Origin of the sequence: Nannocystis exedens (assembly GCF_002343915.1) — a bacterium.
In the GTDB taxonomy this organism is placed as follows: Bacteria; Myxococcota_A; Polyangia; order Nannocystales; family Nannocystaceae; genus Nannocystis; species Nannocystis exedens.
This window is the reverse complement of record NZ_NETK01000001.1, coordinates 6405290-6425970: the sequence shown is the minus strand read 5'-3', so window position 1 is coordinate 6425970 and position 20681 is coordinate 6405290. Positions and strand designations below refer to the sequence as shown.

16 protein-coding genes are annotated in these 20681 nt (G+C 72.3%); 9 read left to right on the top strand and 7 right to left on the bottom strand.

The window, feature by feature from the left end; all coding sequences use genetic code 11:
* Positions 1-24: 24 nt before the first annotated feature.
* The 3 genes from NAEX_RS25245 to NAEX_RS25235 all read left to right on the top strand — a co-directional run bounded on the left by NAEX_RS25245 (position 25) and on the right by NAEX_RS25235 (position 3189).
* Positions 25-1317, top strand: a complete 1293-nt coding sequence (locus NAEX_RS25245; RefSeq protein ID WP_143140273.1) for a glycosyltransferase — start codon at positions 25-27, stop codon at positions 1315-1317.
* Positions 1314-2630 carry a DUF6938 domain-containing protein gene (locus NAEX_RS25240; RefSeq protein WP_211302471.1) on the top strand — a complete coding sequence of 439 codons (1317 nt, stop codon included), beginning with the start codon at positions 1314-1316 and terminating at the stop codon, positions 2628-2630. Before NAEX_RS25245 ends, NAEX_RS25240 begins: the two co-directional genes overlap by 4 nt.
* 73 nt (positions 2631-2703) lie before the next feature.
* Positions 2704-3189, top strand: a complete 486-nt coding sequence (locus NAEX_RS25235; RefSeq protein ID WP_096330038.1) for a YbhB/YbcL family Raf kinase inhibitor-like protein — start codon at positions 2704-2706, stop codon at positions 3187-3189.
* Positions 3190-3195: 6 nt separating this feature from the next.
* Here NAEX_RS25235 and NAEX_RS25230 read toward each other — a convergent pair whose 3' ends face one another.
* The 4 genes from NAEX_RS25230 to NAEX_RS25215 all read right to left on the bottom strand — a co-directional run bounded on the left by NAEX_RS25230 (position 3196) and on the right by NAEX_RS25215 (position 8476).
* Positions 3196-4776, bottom strand: coding sequence for an outer membrane protein assembly factor BamB family protein (locus NAEX_RS25230; protein ID WP_170135997.1), 1581 nt, complete (start codon positions 4774-4776; stop codon positions 3196-3198).
* Between the two features lie 288 nt (positions 4777-5064).
* Positions 5065-5340, bottom strand: coding sequence for a PAAR domain-containing protein (locus NAEX_RS25225; RefSeq protein WP_096330036.1), 276 nt, complete (start codon positions 5338-5340; stop codon positions 5065-5067).
* Between the two features lie 11 nt (positions 5341-5351).
* Entirely contained in the window at positions 5352-7490 is a 2139-nt protein-coding gene (locus NAEX_RS25220) for a type VI secretion system Vgr family protein (RefSeq protein WP_170135996.1), read from the bottom strand.
* A 185-nt stretch (positions 7491-7675) separates the two neighbouring features.
* Positions 7676-8476: a helix-turn-helix domain-containing protein gene (locus NAEX_RS25215; RefSeq protein WP_096330034.1), complete on the bottom strand. Its 801-nt coding sequence runs from the start codon at positions 8474-8476 to the stop codon at positions 7676-7678.
* Positions 8477-8583: 107 nt separating this feature from the next.
* Between NAEX_RS25215 and NAEX_RS25210 the strand changes: the two genes are divergently transcribed.
* The 5 genes from NAEX_RS25210 (at position 8584) to NAEX_RS25190 (ending at position 15016) form a co-directional block, all read left to right on the top strand.
* Entirely contained in the window at positions 8584-9336 is a 753-nt protein-coding gene (locus NAEX_RS25210) for an SDR family oxidoreductase (protein WP_096330033.1), read from the top strand.
* 265 nt (positions 9337-9601) lie between these two features.
* The gene (locus NAEX_RS25205; RefSeq protein WP_143140271.1) at positions 9602-11449 is read left to right on the top strand and encodes a HEAT repeat domain-containing protein; all 1848 of its coding nucleotides are present in this window, start codon (positions 9602-9604) and stop codon (positions 11447-11449) included.
* 131 nt (positions 11450-11580) lie between these two features.
* A complete protein-coding gene (locus tag NAEX_RS25200) occupies positions 11581-12036 on the top strand; it encodes a hypothetical protein (RefSeq protein ID WP_096330031.1) in 456 nt (151 codons plus the stop codon).
* A gap of 27 nt (positions 12037-12063) precedes the next feature.
* Positions 12064-12642, top strand: a complete 579-nt coding sequence (locus NAEX_RS25195; RefSeq protein ID WP_096330030.1) for a Uma2 family endonuclease — start codon at positions 12064-12066, stop codon at positions 12640-12642.
* A 133-nt stretch (positions 12643-12775) separates the two neighbouring features.
* Positions 12776-15016 (top strand): polysaccharide biosynthesis tyrosine autokinase, encoded by a 2241-nt coding sequence (locus tag NAEX_RS25190; protein ID WP_096330029.1) that lies wholly within the window; start codon positions 12776-12778, stop codon positions 15014-15016.
* Between the two features lie 217 nt (positions 15017-15233).
* On the opposite strand, the gene NAEX_RS25185 is transcribed toward NAEX_RS25190, so the two are convergent.
* Entirely contained in the window at positions 15234-15902 is a 669-nt protein-coding gene (locus tag NAEX_RS25185; protein ID WP_096330028.1) for a DUF3592 domain-containing protein, read from the bottom strand.
* Positions 15903-16250: 348 nt separating this feature from the next.
* On the opposite strand from NAEX_RS25185, the gene NAEX_RS52230 reads away from it, so the two are divergent.
* Entirely contained in the window at positions 16251-17279 is a 1029-nt protein-coding gene (locus NAEX_RS52230) for an endo alpha-1,4 polygalactosaminidase (RefSeq protein ID WP_177325878.1), read from the top strand.
* Between the two features lie 44 nt (positions 17280-17323).
* On the opposite strand, the gene NAEX_RS25175 is transcribed toward NAEX_RS52230, so the two are convergent.
* Together NAEX_RS25175 and ltrA are read right to left on the bottom strand one after the other, a co-directional pair.
* Entirely contained in the window at positions 17324-19171 is a 1848-nt protein-coding gene (locus tag NAEX_RS25175; RefSeq protein WP_096330027.1) for a peptidoglycan-binding protein, read from the bottom strand.
* Positions 19172-19180: 9 nt separating this feature from the next.
* Positions 19181-20596: a group II intron reverse transcriptase/maturase gene (gene ltrA / locus NAEX_RS25170; RefSeq protein ID WP_096330026.1), complete on the bottom strand. Its 1416-nt coding sequence runs from the start codon at positions 20594-20596 to the stop codon at positions 19181-19183.
* Between the last annotated feature and the right edge of the window lie 85 nt (positions 20597-20681).

Sequence of the window (20681 nt, the reverse complement as noted above, 5' to 3'; positions counted from 1 at the left end):
TGACGGCCGGGCCACGTGCGCGAGATGTCGTCGGCTCGCGACGACCTCGCCGCGCGGCTGTCGATCGCGCGTGACCCGGGCGCGCGAGCGTGCGTCCACGTGGATTTGTCACCTGTCCTTCACGCCTGGTCGCTGGTGTGCGGCGCGGCGCTCGCGTTCACCGCGGTCGCCCACGTCAGCACGCACGCGCTGCTCGGCCGCCGCCCGCGCCCGCCCGGCCCGCGCCCGCCGATCTCGATCCTGCGGCCGGTGCGGGGCCTCGACGACGGCCTGCGCGACAACCTCGCCGCGCTCGCGGCCCAGGACTACCCGCAATTCGAGATCCTCGTCGGCGCCGAAGATCCCGACGACCCCGCGCTGTCGGTCGCGGCCCAGGTCCGGCGCGACTTCCCGCGCACGCCGATCCGGATCGTCGCCGGCGGCCCGGCGATCGGCCACAACCCCAAGGTCAACAACCTCGCGCAATTGCTGCCGCTGGCGAATCACCGGTACGTCCTCGTCAGCGACTCGAACGTCCGCCCCGACCCGGGCTACCTGGCCGCGCTGGCCGACGAATTGGCCGACGAGCGCGTGGGCCTGGTCCACAACGTCCTCGTCGGCGCCGGCGAGCGCAGCGCCGGCGCGCTGCTCGAGAACCTGCACCTCGCCAGCTTCGTCGTCGCCGCCGTGTGCACCGCCGAGGCGATCGCCGGCATCCCGGTGGTGATCGGCAAATCGATGCTGATGCACAAGGACGACCTCGAGCGCGCCGGCGGCCTCGCGGCGGTCAAGGACCTGCTCGCCGAGGACTATCAATTGGCGCGCCGGATCGCCGGCGCCGACCGCGTCGTCCGCCTCTCGACCTTCCCGCTCACCACCTTCAACGTCCGCTGGGACCTGCGGCGATTCCTCAGCCGTCATCTGCGGTGGGCGCAGATGCGGCGTCGGCAGCACCTCGGCTATTACGCGCTCGAGCTGCTCGGCCAGCCGACCCCCCTCTTGCTGCTCCTGCTGGCGCTCGCGCTGGCCCGGCCCGAGCTCGCCGTGGCCGGCCAATCGCCGGCGCGCCTGGCCCTGGCCGGGCTCGTGCTCAAGTTCGTCGCCGACGCCGCGCTGTGGCAGCGCCTGCGCGGCGAATCATGGCCGCTGCGCGCCTTCGTGCTCGCGCCGGTGAAAGATCTGCTGATCTTCGCGCTGTGGTGGATCGGCCTGTGGCGGCGGCGCGTCGAGTGGCGCGGCCACTGGATGCGGATCGGCGCCCACTCGCGGCTCGAGCCGCTGCCGCGCCACGCCCCGCTCCCGGCCGCCCCGGCCGCCTCCCAGGCGAGGTCGCCGTGACCTACGATCGCCGCCCCGCCGTCGTCGCCATCGACATGGGCTACGGCCATCTGCGGGCCGCCCACGCGCTCGCCGAGCCGCTCGGCGTGCAGGTGCTGCACGTCGACCGCGCGCCCCTGGCCGACCCGCGCGAGCAGGAGCGCTGGGCCCGCTCGCGGACCTTTTACGAGTTGATCTCGCGCGGCTCGCAGGTCCCGGTGGTCGGCCGGCCGCTGCGCGCGGTGCTCGACGCATTGACGGCGATCCCGCACCTCTACCCGTACCGCGACCTCAGCGCCCCCGATCTGTCGATCCGCGCGTTGCGACGGATGATCGACCGCGGCCTCGGGGCCGGCCTCGTCGAGGAGCTGAAGCGCAGCGGCCGGCCGCTGCTGACGACCTTCTACGCGCCGGCGCTGATCGCCGACCACGCCGGCCTCGACCGCATCGACTGCGTCGTCACCGACACCGACATCCACCGGATCTGGGCCCCCATCCTGCCGCGGCGCAGCAAGATCCGCTACCTCGTGCCGAGCCAGCGGGCCATGCGACGGCTGCGGGTCTACGGCGTGCCCCCGGCGCAGATCGTCGTCACCGGCTTCCCGCTGCCGCCCGGTCTGCTCGGCGGCCCCGACCTCGCCGGCCTGCGCGCGCGCCTGCGCGAGCGCCTCGTCCGCCTCGACCCGACCGGCAGCTTCCGCGCGATGTACCGCGACGAATTGCGGCTGTTCCTCGGACATGTCCCCGAGGGCAGGTCGAGCGCGCCGCAGCTCACCTTCGCCGTCGGCGGCGCCGGGGCCCAGGCCGAGATGGTCGAGCTGTTCCTCCCGCGCATGCGCCCGGCGATCGAGGCCGGCCGGCTGCGCCTCGCGCTGGTCGCCGGCGTGCGCAAGCCGGTCGCCGAGTTTTTCAAGGAGCAGATCCACCGCGCCGGGCTCGAGGGGCACGAGGCCGTGCGCGTCCTGCAAGCCGAATCGGTGCCGGCCTATTTCACCGCCTTCAACACGCTGCTCGCCGAGACCGACATTCTCTATACGAAGCCGTCGGAGCTGAGCTTCTTCGCGGCGCTGGGGATCCCGCTGGTGTGCGCGCGGCCGGTGGGCCACCACGAGCGGCTCAATCGTCGCTTCTTGCTCGAGGCCGGCGCCGGCTTCAAGCAGTGGGATCCGCGGCACACGGCGCAGTGGATCGACGAATGGCTGCTCGACGGCACGCTGGCCGCCGGCGCGTGGTCTGGCTTCATGCGCCTGCCGAAGACCGGCACCTACCGGATCCTCGAGCTGCTCGGTTACAGCGTCGACGGCGACGGCCGCGCCCGATCGCCGAGCGCTTGACCCGCCCGGCCAGCGCACCGCCTGGGCCCTTCGCAATCGGCGCGCTCGCCGACCTGCGTACACTCGCGCCGCCATGCAGCTCCGTTCTCCCGCGTTCGAATCGATGGGGCCGATCCCGCGCGCCTACACCTGCGAGGGCGACGACACCTCGCCGCCGCTCGAGTGGAGCGACGTGCCCGCGGGCACCCTCAGCTTCGCGCTGCTCGTGCAGGACCCCGACGCGCCCGACCCCGCCGCGCCGCGCCGCATTTGGGTCCACTGGATCGTCGTCGACCTGCCGCCCGACCTGCGCGCCTTGCCGGCCGGCGCGTCCGCGAAGCTGCCGCCCGGCGCCCGCCACGGCAAGAACGACTGGAACCGCGCCGCGTGGGGCGGCCCGTGCCCGCCGATCGGTCGCCATCGCTACTTCTTCGCCCTCTACGCGCTCGACACCCGCCTCGACGCCCTGCACGCGCCGACCCGCGCCGAGCTCGAAGGCGCGGTCGCCGGGCACATCCTCGCCCGCGCCGAGCTGATCGGCACCTACGAAAAACAGCTCGCCTCGCGCCGAGCGGGTTGATCGCCGTCACTCGCGCGCGACGTACTTGCGCAGCCCGCCGACCGGGTCGCGCCCGGCCGGGTCGAGCGTGAGGATCTCGTACAGCCCGAGCGCGGTGAGGAACAGTTCGCCGCGCGGCGACAGCACCAGCTCGGTGAGCGACGAGTCCGGCGTGCTCTCGCGGTGGACGACGACCCCGCTCTCCTTGTCGATCACCACCGCCTCGTTGCGGACCGACTTCGGCAAGGTCAGCGCGCCGACGGTCACGAGCGGCTCGACCTGGCTGAGCACCCCGTAGATCGCGTCGTCGGTCACGGTCAGCACCGTGGTCATCTGCGCGATCGGCCCGAAGTCGCTGGCCCACTTCAAGTCGTAGCGGTCGCCGCGGTCGCGCAGCGCGTAGATCTCCTCGACCCGCTCGGCCCCGGTGGTGAACGCGTAGACCGTGCCGTCGTCGTCGAGCGCGACGGTCCCGAGCAGCTTCCCGCCCGGATGCTCGAACACCCACGCCGGCGCGCAGCGGTCGGGCTCCGGGTCGGCGTCGGTGTTGTCGTCGCAGGCCGGCACGTCGATCATGTGGATGTGGCCGTTGCCGTCGCCGAGCACCGCCCGCTCGCCGTCGCTGCTGGCCACCACCGAGCTCGCGCTGCCCGCCGCGAGCGGCATCGCCCACCTGAACTTCAGGCCAGGTTCATCCACGGTCCCGACGATGTCGAGCGCGACCGCGGCCCCGGTGAACTTGTCGGGCCCGCCGCCGACCGTCAGCACCTGCCGCCGCGCCGTCGTACACACGGTGTTGTCGGCGAACCCGCCCGAGGCCCCGAGCAGCCCGCCGAGGCCGGCGATCGCCTCGTCGTAGTGCTTGTCCCCCACGAGCAGGCGCAGGCGCGCCAGCACGTAGGCCGGCGTCATCTCGACCGGCAGCGTCGTCGGCTCGGCCGGCACGAACCCGGTCTCGCCGGGGACCGATAGCTCGGCGAGGATCTTCCCGTCTGTCCTTTGGACCAGGTAAACTGTCCCGTCGGGCACCTGGGTCACGAGGTGGCCGTCGACGGTGAACTTGAGGCCGTAGGTCGCGCCGGCGCCGCTGGTGTTGGGCAGCTCGGTGACCCAGCGGTCGGCGCCGGTGTTCGGGTCGAGCGCGCGCGCGGTGTTGCCGGCGGTGACGAACAGGTCGCCGCGCTCGTCGACGTCGATCGTCGACGCCAGCACCCCGAACGGCAGGTCGCAGCGCTTCCACACCACCTCGCCGGTCTCGGTGTCGACGGCGAACGCGTTGCAGCCGTCGTCGCCCGGCGTGGTGGTGAGGTAGGTCGTCTTGCCGTCGGGCGCGAAGGTGTTCGGCTGCGCCGAGGCGTGGGTCTCGAGCACGTGCCACTCGAGGTCGAACGCCCGCGGGCCAGCGCACGGGATCGCGTTGCTGTTCTCGCGCCCGACGTGGTTGCTCATGTACGTGCCGGTCGGCGGGTACGGCGCGGGGTTGGCGAGCCGGCAGTGCTCGTCGGCCCACAGCGGCTCCGCTTCGGGGTCGTTCGGCGGCTGGGACCCTGCCCCGCCGCAGCCCGCGAGCGCGGCGACGAGGACGGACGAGGGCGCGGCGATTCGCATGGGCTCCACGCCCCGCATAGCGGATCGGCGGCGCGCTTGGAAGCGGACCGCAGACCTCAGCGGCCCGCCAGCGGACCGCGAGACACCAGGGCCGCCGGCGCGATCTCCGGCCGCATCTCTCAGGGCGGTGGACTGGGCGCCATCGCCGCGATGCCCCGGCATCTGCGCAGTCGAAATCGCGACCGCCGGGACGGGCCTGTCCGCGAGGACAGGCAGGTTGCCCGTGTAGACCTACGGCCTGTCCGCGAGGACATGCCGGCTGTCCGCGGGGACAGGCCGCCTCGCCGGCTAACCGCCGATGAGGATCTGCGGGAACCCGGCCACGATCGTGCCGCCGTGGCTGGTGGCGTCGCCCATGCGCGCGGCCGGCTTGCCGCCGACCAGCACGGTCGCCGAGCCCGCGGCGATGCTGTCCTGGCCGATCGCACAGACGGCGGGGTCGCCGACCCGCGCGGCCGGCAAGAAGCCGATCAGCACTCGGGGGTCGCCGGCGGCGATCGGGCCGCCGACGTGAAGCGGGATCGGGCAGGTATGAAGGTCGGTGACGCGGGCTGCCGGGGGCATGGGTCCTCGTTTCAACCGGTGGGGGCCTGTTCGGCGGGCGTGGGCGCCGTCGGCGAGGTGGGCGTGGTGACCGAGGGCGAGCTCGGCGAGGCCGGTGACGTCGCAACGCCGCTCAGCGCCGCGCCGCCGCTGTTGAGCTTGAGCAGGACGCCCTCGATGCTGACGCCGCCGGCGTCGATGGTGACGAAGCCGCCCGGGCCCTGCAGGGTGATGCCGGCGCTCGCCTTCAAGATCAGCGTCATGCCCTCGACCACCACGCTGCCGGTCGCCTTCACGCTGGCGCTGCCGCCCACGCTGACGGTGCTGTCGGCCGTGGTGCTGAGGTCGTGCGCGCCGACGACCGAGACCCGCTGGGCGCCGACGATCTCGAGGTCGAGCCCGCCGGTGATGCCGACCGTCGCCTTGCCCGAGGTCTCGAGGTCGACCGAGCTGGCGAAGCTGGCGCTCGCCGCCCCGCCGACCTTCGTGTGCGCCGCGCCCACGACCTCGGTGTGCGCCGCGCCGCCGATCTTCGTCATCGCGTCGCCGCCGACGGTGCGGTGCTCGTCCTTGACGACCTGCGCCTTGCGGTCGTTCATCACCTTGTGGTGCTCGTCGTGGCCGACGGTCTCGCGGCGATCGTTGCGCACCGTCAGGTCCATGTCGCGCTGGGCGTGGACGAACACCTGCTCGGCGCCCTTGGCGTCCTCGAAGCGCAGCTCGTTGAAGCCGCCGCCGGTGTAGGTCTCGCTCTTGATCGTGCTCTTGGTCTTCTCGTCGGGCAGCGGGTACGGCGTGGCGTTGAGGCCGTGGTACACGCGGCCGGTGATGATCGGGCGGTCGGGGTCGCCCTCGATGAAGTCGACGATCACCTCGTGGCCGACGCGGGGGATGAACATCGCCCCGTAGCCGTTGCCGGCCCACGCCTGGCTGACGCGGACCCAGCACGACGACTTGTCGTCGGACTTGCCCTCGCGGTCCCAGTGGAACTGCACCTTCACGCGGCCGTGCTCGTCGACGTGCACCTCCTCGCCGGCCGGGCCGACCACCGTCGCCGTCTGCACCCCGCGCACCTGCGGCCGCGGGGTCGCGCGCGGGGCCCGGTAGGGCACGGCGCTGGGGATGCACGTGAACTCGCTGCGGTACACCAGCGCCTGCTCGGCGGTGTGGTCGATGGTGCCGGGCTGCTCGCCGAAGTGATGCACGCGCAGCACGCGGTACTCGCCGTCGAGCTCGACGCGCGGGTGGTCGACCAGCTTGAACGCGAACCCCGGCGTGAGCCGCGGCGAGTCGCTGGTGCCGCGGCCGACCCGCTTCAGCGCCTGGGCCGCCTCGAGCTCCGACTTCGCCAGCCGCTTGCCGAGCCCTGGGTCCTGGAACTCGCCGGGGAAGTCGTAGAGCTCGAAGTTCGGCTTGGCCGCCGCGTGCTCCGCCGCGAGCAGCCGGTCGGGCTGGTGCAGGTTGAAGTCGCGCAGCGTCACGTGGTCGGGCCGGATCTCCTCGCTCATGCGGAACAGCCCGACGTGCTCCTTGTCGCGGATCATGTCGTCGATGCGGAACGGCAGCGTCGGCTCGCCGGCGATGAGCGGCGCCCCGGCGGCGCGGTCGCTGACCACCATCACGTGGCGCGTCGTCGCGTGATCGAAGTAGTAGACGATGCCCTCTTCCTCCATCAGCCGGCTGATGAACTGGAAGTCGGTCTCGCGGTACTGCACGCAGTAGTCGCGCGGCTCGTACGTGCCGGTCAGCTCGAACTGCTGGCGGCGGCGGGGGATGCCGGCCCCGTCGAGCACCTTGCGGATGATGTCGGGGGTCGACATCTTCTGGAAGATCCGCGAGTTCGTGCGAAAGAGCAGCGTGTAGTGCTGCGGCACCAGGGTGATGCGGTACATCGCCCGCGGCCGCATCTCGCCGGTGTACTCGGCGCGGAGGACGATCCCGTGGACCAGCCGCGGCTCGCCGACGCCGACCACCTTGAGCAGCGCGCTGCGCCCGACCAGCTGGCCGACCTCGATGTGGCGGGCGACGACGTCGAGGTGGAACTCGTACAGCGACGAGATGCCCTCGCTGCCGCTGAAGCGCACGACCCAGAAGTTGTCGGTGAGCCCCTCGATCTCGAACGTACACGAGCGATCTGCTTGACGTGCGACCAGCAGCAGCTCCGACTCCATCGCCGACCTCCAGCCCGCTCTTATCACGCGCGCGAGCGCCGGTGCAACGAGCCGCGGCCGTGCGGGCTGTTCCGCGCGCGCCGGGCGGGACCGCGCCGCCGCCCGTGCGCGAGCGCCTGAGCCGACCTCGACATGTCTCTTGCGACATGCCCTTCGAGACATCCACGCGCCCGCGCCCGCCGCGCTCACGGTCGCGTGGCGCGGGCGACCCGCTCGCCACGCTCGACCCGGCGTTTCCCGTAGCGGGCCGGCGTCGTGCCGGCGATGCGCCGGAAGTGGCGCGTCAGCTGCGCCTGATCGTAGAACCCGACCAGCGGCGCCACCTCCGACGCCCGTACGCCGCGCAGGAGCAGCTCTTTGGCCCGGGCGATGCGCAGTTGAGTCAGGTACGTGTGCGGCGGCATCCCGACCTGGGCGCGAAACGCCCGGCACAGGTGGAACTTGTCGAGGTCCGCGTGCCGGGCCAGGTCGTCGAGCCTGATCGAGTCGGCCAGTCGCTCGCGCAGATACTCCATCGCGCGCCGCACCGGCCGCGTGTGGTCCGGCTTCGCGCTGCGGATGACCGCGAACGCGTCGATCGCCTCCGCGAGGACGACCTCGAGCGTCAGGCGCTCCGCGCCCGCGCACACCGCGTCGAGCAGGCGCTGAAACGGCTGGGCGCGCCCGTCGTTCGCCTCGAGCTGCGGGGGCGCCATCGCCTCGCCGGCATCCCGCACCCGCGCGACGTCGTTCGCCGGCAGCGTGACGATCGTACACGTCGTCGCCCCGTCGCGCGCGAGGTCGCGGTACACGTCGCCGGGCTGCTTGATCTGGATGCTGCCCGGCGCGCTCCGCCAGACCTTGCCGCGGCCCCACCACTCACAGCGCCCCTGCTCGACGCGCCCGACCGCGTAGTAGTCCTTCGTGCACGTGTGGAGCGCGTCGCTCGTCCAGCGGACCGCGCGCAGACCCGGCAGCGAAACGGGGAGATCGACCACCACCGTCATGGCCGCAGTGTACAGCGCGGGGCCGGCCGCGGCTTGTACGTTCTTGGCGGACCGATCGCGCCAAGGATCGACAAGTGCCGCCGGCCGTCCAGCCCTAGAACGGGGGCATGCATGACAAACGCGTCGCCCTGATCACCGGGGCCAACAAGGGAATCGGTCTCCAAATTGCGAAGGACCTCGCGGCGCACGGCTTCACCGTGCTCGTCGGCGCTCGCGACCACGAGCGAGGCATCGCGGCCGCGAAGGCCATCGGACCCGACGCTCGCGCCGTCCAGCTCGACGTCACCAGCAAGTCGTCGATCGACGCCGCGGCGGCACGGATCCGCACCGAGCTCGGCCGGCTCGACGTGCTCGTGAACAACGCCGGCATCTCCCACACGGGCAAGCCCGGCCGCTCGGTCGCGGAGGTCTTTCAGTCGACCCGCCCCAGCGTCGCGTCGCTCGACGAGGTGCGGGCCGTCTTCGAGACGAACGTGTTCGGCGTCATCGCGGTCACGCAGGCGATGTTGCCGCTCCTCCGCGAGGCCCCGGCCGGGCGCATCGTCAACGTGTCGAGCGGGCTGGGCTCGCTGACCCTCAACGCCGACCCGGGGTTCCCGTACCGCGGGGCGTCCAACGTCACCTACAGCCCCTCGAAGACCGCGCTCAACGCGGTCACCCTCGCCTTCGCGTTGGAGCTCGCGTCGACCCGCATCAAGGTCAACGCCGTGTGCCCCGGCTTCACCGCGACGGACCTCAACAACTTCGAGGGCACGCGCACCGTGGAGCAGGCCGCGCGCGAGCCCGTGCGCCTCGCGCTCCTCGACGCGAACGGTCCGACGGGCACTTTCTCCAATGAGGATGGCCCCTTGCCGTGGTGAGCCCGTCTCCTTGGTGAGCCTCGCGTCCCGCCGTGCTGAACCTGCCTGAAAGGACAGGTCGCCGTCCGGCCCGCCCGCCGCAGCAGAAGCCGCGGCCGCGAGGTCGAAGGAACGGCTCGCGGCGCGCCGGCGGACCGACGAAGCGCACGCGGGCCGGGCAGAACCCGGACGGAGAGCACGGCGCGCGCCTCTGCTTCGTCTTGCGCCGCCGACGCGCCTCGCTTGCGGCCACGGCGCGAGCGCGCGTTGTGCCATCATGGCGCTCGTGCCCTCCGCCGCGTCCCGCGCCCCGCTGATCGCCGTGGCCGCGTTCGCGCTCGCGGCCGCGGCCGCCTCGATGGCAGGCCGCGTCGGCGCGCACCACGAGCGGCGGCGCAGCCACGACGAGCTCGTGCGGCACACCCCCGCGATCGGTCGCGCCGGCTACGTCGGCTCGGCCGCGTGCGCCCCGTGTCACCCGGCCGCGCACGCCACCTGGGCGGCCACCTATCACCGCACGATGACCCAGCGCGCCGGCCCGGCCAGCGTGCTCGCCCCGTTCGACGGCCGCGTCCTGGACGGCCCCGGCGGCCCGCACCGTCCGCTGCGCCGCGGCGACGAGTTCTGGGCCGAGCTGCCCGACCCCGAGGACAAGCTCGCGCGCGCCGCCAGTGGCTTGCCCATGGAGCATGTCCCGAAGGTCATGCGCCGCGTCGTCATGACCACCGGCGCCCACCACATGCAGGTCTACTGGGTCGAGAGCCCGCGCGACCGCCGGCTGCACGCCTTCCCCTCGGCGTGGCTGACCGACGAGCAGAAGTGGGTCCCGGTCGAGAGCACCCTGCTGCGGCCGCCGCAGGGCGACGTCGTCTACACCTGGAACCGCGCCTGCGTGCCGTGCCACGCCGTCGCCGGTCAGCCGCGCGTCGACGACGAGCGCGTCGACACCCGCGTCGCCGAGCTCGGGATCGCCTGCGAGTCGTGCCACGGCCCCGGCCGCGCCCACGTCGACGCCCGCCGCAGCCCGCTCGCGCGCTACGCCCTGCACCTGTCCTCCGCGCCAGATCCATCGATCGTCCACCCGGCCCGGCTCGACCACCGCCGCAGCGCCGAGCTGTGCGGCCAGTGCCACGGCGTCGCTCGCTTCGCCGACGAGGAGGCCTGGCTGGCCCGCGGCGACGCCTACCGCCCCGGCGAGCCGCTCGCGCACCACCGGCAGTTGGTCCGCCACCCCGTGCGCGAGGCCCAGCCGTGGCTCGACGCCGTCCTCGACGAGGACCCCGAGTACCTCGCCGGTCGCATGTGGTCCGACGGCCACGTGCGCGTGACCGGCCGCGAGTACACCGCCCTGCTCGAGACCCCGTGCTTCCAGCGCGGCGAGCTGTCGTGCCTGTCGTGCCACCAGCTCCACGGCGCCGACCCCGACGACCAGCTGGCCGGGTCGGCGCGCGGCGACGGTGCCTGCACTTCGTGCCATGTCCTTCCGGACATCCAGGCACACACCCGTCACCCGGCCGGCAGCGTCTCGTGTTACGACTGCCACATGCCGCGGACCACCTACGGCCTGCTCAAGGCGATCCGCAGCCACGTGATCGACAGCCCCGACCTCGCCGTCACGCTCGTCACCGGCCGCCCCGACGCCTGCAGCCTGTGTCACGTCGATCGCCCGCTGGGGTGGACCGCCGGCCACCTGCGGGCCTGGTACGGCCAGCCCGAGCCCGAGCTCGACGGCGACCAGCGGACCGTCGCGGCGGCTGTCCTTTGGGCCATCTCGGGCGACGCCGGCCAGCGGGCCCTGGCCGCCGACGCGCTCGGCCGCGGTGAGGTCGTCGGCCCCGACTGGCGCGCGCCGGTCCTCGCCCACCTGCTGGCCGATCCTTATGATGCGGTGCGCCAGATCGCCGCCCGCGGGCTGCGACGGCTGCCGAGCGCCGCCGGTGTGCCGATCGATCCGCTCGCACCGGCCGACGCGCGCGCGGACGCGGCGGCCGAGGTGCTGACGCGCTGGCGCGCCGCCCCGCGCCCAGCGCCCGACCCCGCGCGCCTCGTCGACGCCGCCGGCGATCACGACGTCGCCGCCCTGCAGGCGCTGGCCGCCCGCCGCGACGAGCGGCCGATCGACCTGAAGGAGTAATCGATGCCGACCTTCGAAATCGCCGCGCCATCGACCCTCACGACGCGTCGCGACGACGGATCGCTCGACCGCTCCCCGCCGTCGCCACGTCCCCGGCACTCGCCGACCGATCGCCCGCCGAGGAAGCATCGATGACGACCTCCGACCGCCCGCCCGCCGAGCGCTACGCCGCCCGTCACCTGCGCCGCGGCTGGTCGTGCCTGCTGGTGTTCCTCGCCGCCGGCCTCGCGCTCGAGTCGCTGCACGGCCTCAAGGTCGCGGCCTACCTCGACCTCGACCAGGCGGTGCGGCGGCACATGTGGACCCTCGCCCACGCCCACGGCGCCCTGCTCGGCCTGGTCCACCTCGGGCTCGCGGCCACCGTGCGCGCCAATCCGTCCCTTTCGACATGCTCTCAAGGCCATGTCGCATCGGTCAGCCTCGACCTCGCCAGCGTGCTGCTCCCGCTCGGCTTCTTCCTCGGCGGCCTGTGGCACTACGCCGGCGACCCCGGCCTCGGCGTGCTGCTGGTCCCGGTGGGCGGCGCGCTGCTGGTGGTCGCCGCGCTGCTGGTGCTGCTGGGCCTGCGCGCCGCGCCGGAGGCGTGAGCGCGCGGCCCGTGCTATGGTGAACGGGTGTCGACCGCCCGCAAGCTCGCCACCTACGACGACCTGCTCGCCTACCCCAGCGAGGACAAGACGGAGATCCTCGACGGCGAGATCCACGTGCAGCCGAGCCCGCGGGCCGGGCACAGTCGGGCGCAGCGTTCGCTCAGTCACTTCGTCGGCGGCCCGTTCGACGACGACACGCAGGGCCCCGACGGCTGGTGGATCTTGATCGAGATCGACGTCCGCTTCGACGCGCACAACATCGTCCGGCCCGACGTCGTCGGCTGGCGGCGCGCTCGTCTGCCCGAGCCGTGGGACATGCGCCCGATCGATGTCGTGCCCGACTGGATCTGCGAGGTCCTCTCGCCCTCCACCGCGAAGATCGACCGCGTGCGCAAGCAGCAGCTCTACGCGCGTCACGGCGTGCCGCACTACTGGCTCGTCGACCCGAGCGAGCGCGTGCTCGAGGCCTACGTCCTCGACGGCCCGCAGTGGCGTATCGCCGGCACTTACGACGACACTGCCCTCGCCCGCGTCTCCCCGTTCGAGGCGATCGAGCTCCCTGTCGGGCGCCTCTTCCCACCCCCGCCCCCGCCACCCGCTTGACGCTCGGCCCCTGCCGCCGCACGCGCCGCGGGTCGTCGCCGGCACGCCGGCGATCCGTCACTGCTGGCGCGCGTCGTTCCCTCCGCGTCGCTCTCTTGGCGCTGCGGCGCGCTCGGCCTAAGCTGTCTCGACCGTGACGCCCCCGCCCGGAACCGCGCCTGCGCCCGACCCGACCGGCCCCGACGAGGCCGACCGGGCCATGGAGCAGCTCATGCGCTTCCTGGCCATCCTGCGCCGGCGCTGGCTGGTCGTCGCCGTCATGACCGTGCTCGCTCTGGCCGGGGCCGCGATCGCCATCACTGCTTTGCAGCCGCGCTGGCGGGCCAGCGCCACCGTCGTCCTCCACCTCGGCGGCCCGCAGGTGCTCGACAAGGTCAAGAACGTCACCGAGGACACCGAGTCGCGGCTCTTGGCCTACAAGGAGTACTACCAGACCCAGCGCGAGATCATCGGCAGCCGCACCGTCGCCGAGCGGGCGCTGGCCACTCTCGGGCTCGCGCAGGACCCGGTGTTCCTCGGCATCGCCGACATCGGCTCGGAGGCCGAGCGCGTGGCCAGGGCCGCCGAGGTCGACCCGATCGAGCGCCTGCGCGGGATGGTGTTCGTCGAGGAGGTCCGCGGCTCGCGGGTGCTGAAGATCTCCGCCGACTACCCCGACCCGCAGATCGCCGCCGACATCGCCAACGCGCTCGCCGAGGCCTACCTCGCCCACGTCGACGCCTCGCGCGCCCGCACCGGCGACGCCGCCAAGGCCAACGTCGAGACCGAGCGGGCCAAGGCGCTCGCCGCCCTCCAGCAGGCCGAGAAGGCCCTGTCCGACTTCAAGCAGCAGCACGGCATCAGCTCGATCTCCCTCGCCGACCGCCAGAACGTCATCACCGAGGCGATCATCAAGACCACCGCCAACCTCAAGGACGCCGAGGCCGAGTCGTTCGCCGCCGGCGCCGTCCACGAGGAGGCCGAGCGCCTGCACAAGGCCGGCAGCATCGCCGGCGCCAGCCTGCTGCCGCCGCTCGAGCGACGTGTCTTCGAGGACATGCGCGCCGAGGAGCTCGAGGCCGAACGCGAGGTCGAGCAGCTCGCCGTCAAGTACGGCGACAAGATGCCCGAGCTGCAGCAGGCCAAGAAGCGCCTGCGCGTGATCCAGGGCCGGATCGCCCGCGAGGAGAAGGAGCTGCTCGCGGGCCTCAAGGCCCGCGCCAACGCGGCCCGCAAGACCGAGGCGCGCCTGCGCAGCTCGCTCGACGACGAGAAAGAGAAGGCGCTCGGCCTCACCCTGCTCGAGCGGCAGTACCGCGAGCTCGAGCGCGAGGCCAAAGCCGCCGCCGAGGCCTACGAATTGGTGTCGAAGCGCGACACCGAGATCGAGATGCTCGGGCGCATGCAGTCGGAGGACATCGAGATCCTCGACCGCGCCACCAAGGGCCGCGCCCCGGTGTTCCCGCCCAAGGCCCTGCTCGTCGCCGTGGCGCTGGTCAGCGGCCTCACGCTCGGCGCCCTCTTGGCTCTCGGCGTCGACGTCCGCGACAACCGGATCCGCGGTCTCCTCGACCTCGAGCGCGCCCTCGCGGGCCTCGGCCTGCCGGTGCTCGGCCAGCTGCCGCTCTTGCCCGCCGACGCCCGGATCGGCGTCAGCAACTTGCGGGCTCAGCGGCGCCAGCGCGACCTCCACACCCTGCTGTTCCCGCAGTCGCTCATGGCCGAGCGCGTCCGCGGCGTGCGGACCTCGCTCGGCTTCGCCGCCGGCAAGGACGGCCTGCGCACCCTCGTCGTCACCTCGCCCAACTCGGGCGAGGGCAAGAGCTCGACCGCCGTCAACCTGGCGATGAGCTTCGTCCAGGCCAAAAAGCGCGTCGTCCTCATCGACGCCGACATGCGCCGCCCGCGGCTGCACCAGGTGTTCGAGCCGCCGATCGGCCGCGAAGCCGACGGGCTCGCGCGCGTGCTCGCCGGCAAGTGCACGCTCGACGAGGCGCTGATCACCGGCGGGGACGTGCCCGAGGGCATGTCGCTGCTGCTGTGCGGGGAGATCCCGCAAAACCCGTCGGAGCTGCTCGAGAGCCCGCAGACGCGCAAGCTGCTGGCCGAGCTCGGCGAGCGCTTCGACCTCGTGGTCCTCGACACGCCGCCGGTGCTGCCGGTCAGCGACCCGCTGATCCTCGCCCGCATGGCCGACGGCGTGGTCGTCGTCGCCCGCTGCCAGGCCACCACCCGCGCCGGCCTCCAGCGCGCCCTCGCCACCCTCCGCCGCAGCGAGGCCAACCTGCTCGGCGTGATCCTCAACGAGGTCGACGCCCGCCGCGAAGAGGCCGGCTACGGCGCCGGCTACTACTCCTACCACGCCGACCCCAAAGCCGCCGCGCCGCAGATCTAGCCGCGCGCCCTTCCCATGACTGAATGGACATGTCCCTCACGACATGTCCTCTCGAATCCTGGCTTGAACGCCTGGCGAGCGGCGGACGCACCGCCGGCTGCCGGGCCTCGTTGCGATCGACGCCCTCGCCTCGACGTGCCCCTCGAAAAGGAGCACAGTCACCGCGAGGTTTTCTTTTTTTTAGAACAATAATCGATGCCGATTTGGGCCGCGTCGGTCACGGGTCCGGCGGCAGCGCGCGGGTGTCGATCACCACGCGCTGTGGGTCGCGCGGGTCGTAGCAGATCGGCAGCGTCGGGCTGGTGAGGTGCGGCCGTGGGTCGTACCAGAACCGCTGGCTCTTGACGATCCGCAGCCGCGGATCGCCGGGCACCACGAACTGGCACAGGATCACCCACGGATGGCTCTCGGCCTCGTCGTCCGACCGGTCCTGCTCGACCGAGAGGACCGTGCCGTCGACGCGCGCGCCGTGGCGGAGCAGCGCCTCGATCGCCCGCTCGTGCCGGCGCGCGATCAGGATCCACACCAGCGCGCAGAACACCAGCTGCCCGCCGGCGCCGATGAAGATCAGCGGCAGCAGCCAGCGCGCCCCCCAGGTGTCGATCTCGGCCCACTCGGCGTCCGCGAGGTCGTAGACGATCGGCACCTCGACCCCGATCGCGTACGGCGGCTGCGTCGTCGTGCCCGACTGGAGCAGCCGCGACTCGCCTGCGCGGGTCACGTAGGCGATGTCGGGCGCGTACAGCTCATCGACCGCGCGCAGCGACACGACCCGCCCCTCGACCTGTTCGGTCGTGGCGAGCGCCCGCGAGCCGAACACGGCGATGACGAGGCCGGCCACCATGAGCACGAGCCCGAAGAAGCCGACGACCGTCGAACCCCGCACGATCCCAGAGTGACCCGCAAGACCGCCTTGCACAAGCGCGATCGACGAATCGCTCGATCTTCGCCCGCGCCCGCGAGCGCGCCGCGTCGCCCCCACGCGACCTGGCGAGCGCCGTGTGTCCTGTTCGTCGCGGCCCGTCCGGCCGGCGCGCCGGCGCTCGCGGGTCGCCGGCCGCGCTCGAGGTCAGGCGACCACCGTGGTCCGATCATATGTTCTTTCGGACAGATCGCATCCGCCGCGACGCGCGGGACCCACTCGGTCTCCCGCGCGCACCGCCGGAGAGTCCGCGCCGCGCGCGGGCCGGCCCCCGCGCGCTTTCGCCGGGCGTCATCGTGCTACCGTCGCGCCATGACGAGACGTTCGCAGGCGTGGTCCTTGTCGGCGCTGCTCTTGGGGGCCTGCACCGGCTCCGGCTCCGACGACAGCTCCGGAGGGCCCTCCACCGCCACCGACACCGAGGTCGCCACCGAGCCCGCCACCGCCACCGACGCCACGGACACCTCGCCGGGCGCGCCGACCTCCGGCACCAGCGACGACCCCACCGGCGCGACCACGAGCACCACCGTCGACCCCACCGGTGAGACCACCACCACGACGAGCGAGCCCGGCACCAGCACGGGGCCGACGACCGAGACCACCGAGGGCACCACCGGGGCCGTCGAGGTCGAGCTGCCGCCGCCCGACGGCGAGTTCGACTACCAGCTCGGCGAACCCTACGACCCGCCGATGACCGTGCAGATCGTCTCGCGCGACCGCAACGCGCCGCCCAAGCCGGGCCTCTACAACATCTGCTACGTCAACGGCTTCCAGGTCCAGCCCGACGAGGAGGACTTCTGGCTCGACGAGCACCCCGACCTGGTGCTGCGCGACGGCATGGGCAACCCGGTGATCGACCAGGACTGGGACGAGATGCTGCTCGACACCAGCACGCCGGAGAAGCGGGCCGCGCTGGCCGAGATCGTCGGCGGCTGGATCGCCGCCTGCGCGGTCGACGGCTTCGACGCGATCGAGATCGACAACCTCGACTCCTACTCGCGCTCGCAGGACCTGCTGACCCAGGACCACGCGGTCGCCTACATGGCGCTGCTGTCGGCCGCCGCGCACGCCGAGGGCCTGGCGATCGCGCAGAAGAACTCGACCGAGCTGCTCGACCGCAAGGACGAGATGGGCACCGACTTCGCGGTCGCCGAGGAGTGCAACACCTATGAGGAGTGCGACGATTACATCGGCACGTACGGCGACGCGGTGCTGATGGTCGAGTACGTCGAGGCCGACTTCATGACCGGCTGCGAGCAGTACCCGCAGATGTCGATCGTGCTGCGCGACCTCGAGCTGAACGCCCCGTGGACCCCCGGCTACGTCCGCGACGCCTGCTGACCGCGAGCAGCCGCCGCGGTGGTCCGTGACCCCGACCGCCGCGCTCACCGTCCGCACAGGCGCTCGGCGAGCTGGCGCTCGTACAGCGACTCGGGCACGAGGCCCGCTTGATCGCTGCCCTCGATGTAGCCGGCGGGCTGGTCGAACGGCGCCGGCGGCTTGTCGCCCGAGAACGTGCCCGAGCCGCCGATCGCGTAATTTTGGGCCGTAGGCGGGCGCTGGACGACGGCGACGCCGTCGCCGGTCGCGTAGTTCCAGGCGACCGAGTGCGCCGAGGCCCAGCCGTGGCCGGTGCCGTAGTCGCCGCGGTTGTAGAGGCCCAGCACCACCAGCCCGTCCTTGGCCGGCGCCGACTCGACCACGTTGTCGTAGAGCAGCCCCATGCTCCACCGCCGGTGGCCCTCGCTCGACGCGTTGGGCCCGGTCGACGTCGAGCGGTGGAACACCACGCCCGAGGTGTACGACGTCCCGTTGGACACGAAGTGGTGGCGCCCGTTCGTCGCGTGGCAGCCGGTGAACAGCACCTGCTGCGCGTTGCTGACGTCGAAGTTGTACATGCGCTCGCCCGTGATCTGCGCCACCGGGTCGAGCGCGCGCGCGTCGGCGACGGTGACCTGCGTCCCCGTCTGCACCGTGACCGCGGCGAAGCCGAAGTGCAGCGCGGTGAACCGGCGCACCCACGCGTCCTCGACCCCGCGCATGGCGATCGCCGACCACGCGTGGTCCTCGTCGTCGCCGCCCTGCGTCTCGATGTCGATGCGCAGGTCCTCGACCCCGACCTCGGTCACCAGCCCCTCGCGGTCGAGCTTGTACACGTAGGACTGCGACAGCGAACGGTCGAGGTGATTGAACACCGGCGCGTCGATCGTCAGCGCGGCCCCGTCGATCGCCAGGATCTGCCGCTTGAACACCAGCGGCTGGGAGTCGACCGTCCACGGCGCGTCATCGCCGGTCCCTCCGTGGTCGACCGCCGCCAGCCACGCGTCGGTGCAGGGGTGGACGATCACCACGTGATCGCCGACGGCGTAGAGCGACGGATCGGCGACCTCGAAGGTCCGCGCGCCGACCGGCACCCGCTCGCTGACGATGTCGCTGCGCGTGTCCGGCAGCTCGGCCTGCCAGCGGTCGTTGTCCCCGCTGCCGACCACCAGCACCACCCGCTGGTGCGGCTCGTCGCCGATCGCCCGCAAGATCGTGCTGGTGGCCGGATCGTCGCCGTCGCCGGCCCCGCGCAGCACCACCCCGCTGTGCCGCAGCCGCACGGTGCCGTGGATCTCGTACTCCCCGGGCGCCAGCAGCAGCGCGCCGCGCAGCCCGTCGACCCCGAGCGGGGTCGCCCCGAGCTCGTCGATCGCCTGCTGCAGGTGCGCGGTGTTGTCGCCGGCGACAGGCTCGATGCCGAGGACCATCGGCACGTCGGGGATCGGCGCCTCGCCGCGGTGATAGCCGGCCCAGCTGAAGTCGGGGATCCGGTTGCCCTGATCGTCGGCGACGTAGGTCAGAGCGTCGCCCTCGACCGGGACGATCTGCGACGTCCAGCTCCCCGGCGGCTGCTCGAGCGGCGGCGGGCACTGGGCCGCGCCGGTGGTGCCGTCGTCGCCGGTGCTGCTGGCCTCGCTGGTCGCGCCGCCGAGGTCGGGCCCCGGCGCGGTGGTGGTCGGCCCCGAGGTCGTGCCGTCACCGACGGTCGGGTCGGCGCTCGCGGTCGGCACCACCGTCGTCCCGGTCGTCGCAGTCCCGGTCGTGGGGGTCGGGTCACCGGTCGCCGCGGTCTCGCTGCCGCTCGCGTCTGTGGTCGCCGCTCCGCCCCCGGGACAGGCGGCGCTGCCGACGAGAAAGAGGCCGCACACCAGGAAGCAGCGACGCGGGCCGACCGCAGGCGAGGACAGCATTGGTAGATCCTATGACTTTCTGGGCGTTGCACCGCCCTGAGGTTGCCCAGGACCCCCTGTCAAACCGTGCGTGCGGTTTTCCCGCACACGGCTTACCGACGGTCTTGGAGGAGTGGCGTGCGCCGGATAGCGCACGGATGTGCGGAGTTGGTGGAGGCCCATCTCGTAGAGGCGCTCGTGGGTCCACTTGCTCGGCCGACAGCGCGGGCGTTGTCCGCCACGTCGCCATACCCAGCGCGCGATTCGGGCGCGCACGTAGTGGTCGACCTGGTTGAACTTCGCGTCCGCGTTGCCTGTCCTGAAGTATTCGGCCCAGCCACGAAGCACAGGGTTCAAGGCCGCGATGATCTGCTTCACGTCCTTGGCCTGGTTGCCTCGCACCGAGGTCAGCGTGTGGACCTTCTCGCGGATCCGCTTCATCGCGCGCGGCGAAGGCCACCGCTGCATGAAGTGGAACTTCGGCGCACGTTGGATGCTGCGCCGCTTGCGAAAGGTGCAGCCGAGGAAGTCGAAGCTCCCGCGGCCGTACCGCATGTCCACCAGGCGCGTCTTGTCCGGGTGCAGCTCGAGTCGCAGTCGCGCGAGGAGCTCCCGCGCCTTCTGCATCGCCGCCTTCGCCGCCGACTGTCTGCGACACATGATCACCAGATCGTCGGCGTAACGCACGAGCAGGCCCAGGTGCGAGCCCTCGGCCTCCCACGCACGGTCGAAGGCGTGCAGGTAGATGTTGGCCAGCAGCGGCGAGATTACGCCGCCCTGGGGCGTTCCCGCGAGCGTCTCGCGGATCCTCCAGTTCTCCATCACACCCGCTTCGAGCCATTTGCGGATCCGCTTCAACACCCGCCGATCCGATACACGCTCCTTCACCAGCTCGATCAGGATCTCTTGGTCGATGTTGTCGAAGAAGCTCCGGATGTCCGCGTCGACGACGAAGACGTGGCTCTGGTTGCCGGCCTCGCGGACGACCTCCATGGCCTGCTGCGCGCACCTCTTCGGACGGAACCCGTGGCTGCACGCCAGGAAGTCCGCCTCGAAGATCGGCTCCAGCACGATCTTCGTCGCTGCCTGCACCACTCGGTCCCGTACAGTCGGAATCCCGAGCGGCCGCTGCCCCCCGTCGCCCTTCGGGATGTACTGCCGCCGCACCGGCTGCGGGCGGTAGCGTCCCTCACGCAGATCGACCGCGAGCTCGCCGAGCCACTTCGTGACCCCCGTCTGCTCGATCGCCTCGATGGTCACCCCATCGACGCCGGCCGCCCCGCGGTTCCTCCGCACACACTTCCACGCCTCCAGCAGGACGTCATCCCTGTGGATCCGGTCGTACAACGCGTGGAAGCGCCGTGTCTTGCTCGACTTGGCACACTCCCCAAGCTTGCGCTGAAGTTCTCGTACTTTGAACGCGGGGTCGTTGGGCCTCGCGGCCATGCCCTCGCACTTACCCTCAGCGTCAAGCGCGACCGAAGCAGGGGCCCTTCCCTCCACGGCGTTGTCCGCCGCTTCGCAGGTACTA